Raw genomic sequence first — 1,255 nt, forward strand, 5'->3', positions numbered from 1 at the left:
TCGCCGTGCTGCGCGAGATCGGCGTCGAGACCGGCGGCTCCAACGTGCAGTTCGCCGTCAACCCGGCCGACGGCCGCCTGGTCGTGATCGAGATGAACCCGCGCGTCTCGCGCTCGTCGGCTCTGGCCTCGAAAGCGACCGGTTTCCCGATCGCCAAGATCGCGGCAAAGCTCGCCGTTGGCTACACCCTGGACGAGTTGGAGAACGACATCACCGGTGGCGCCACGCCGGCCTCCTTCGAGCCGTCGATCGATTACGTCGTGACGAAAATCCCGCGTTTCGCCTTCGAGAAATTCCCCGGCGCCGAGCCGGTGCTGACCACCGCCATGAAGTCGGTCGGCGAAGTCATGGCCATCGGCCGCACTTTTCAGGAATCGCTGCAGAAAGCGCTGCGTGGACTGGAAACCGGCCTGACCGGCCTCGACGAAATCGAGATCCCCGGCCTCGGCTACGGTGCGGCGACGGCCAACCATGCCGACGACCGCAACGCCATCCGCGCCGCGCTCGGCACGCCGACGCCCGACCGGCTGCGCATGGTGGCGCAGGCGATCCGCATGGGCACGTCGCTGGAAGACGTGCACGCCATGTGCAAGATCGACCCGTGGTTCCTTGAGCAGATCGCCGGGATCGTCGCCATGGAAGCCCGCATCCGCGAGCACGGCATCCCCGAGGATGCCGTCAATCTGCGCATGCTGAAGGCCATGGGTTTTTCCGACGCCCGCCTCGCGTCATTGACGAAAACAGACGTCGAAGTGATTGCGAAGATTCGCGAAAAGCTCGACGTTCATCCGGTTTATAAGCGCATCGACACTTGCGCGGCCGAGTTCGCCTCGCCGACCGCCTACATGTATTCGACCTATGAAGGGCCGTTTGCCGGTGCGCTGGCCGACGAGGCGCAGGTCTCGTCGCGCAAGAAGGTCGTCATCCTGGGCGGCGGGCCGAACCGCATCGGCCAGGGCATCGAGTTCGACTATTGCTGCTGCCACGCCGCCTTTGCGCTGCGCGATGCCGGCTACGAAGCGATCATGATCAACTGCAACCCGGAGACGGTCTCGACCGACTACGACACGTCGGACCGGCTCTATTTCGAGCCGCTGACGGCGGAAGACGTGCTGGAGATCCTGCGCGCCGAGCAGGCCTCGGGCGAACTGGTTGGCGTCATCGTCCAGTTCGGCGGCCAGACGCCGCTGAAGCTGGCGGACGCGCTGGAAAAGGCCGGCATTCCGATCCTCGGCACTTCGCCCGACATGATCGA

Annotated in this window: 1 protein-coding gene; it reads left to right on the forward strand. The window is 65.2% G+C overall.

The genetic code is table 11. From position 1 onward, the window contains the following. Window positions 1-1,255 (forward strand): carbamoyl-phosphate synthase large subunit (gene carB, locus EN984_RS35115; RefSeq protein ID WP_127384379.1); only part of this gene is annotated, 1,255 nt, incomplete at both ends.

Origin of the sequence: Mesorhizobium sp. M7A.F.Ca.CA.004.12.1.1 (genome assembly GCF_003997835.1) — a bacterium.
In the GTDB taxonomy this organism is placed as follows: Bacteria; Pseudomonadota; Alphaproteobacteria; order Rhizobiales; family Rhizobiaceae; genus Mesorhizobium.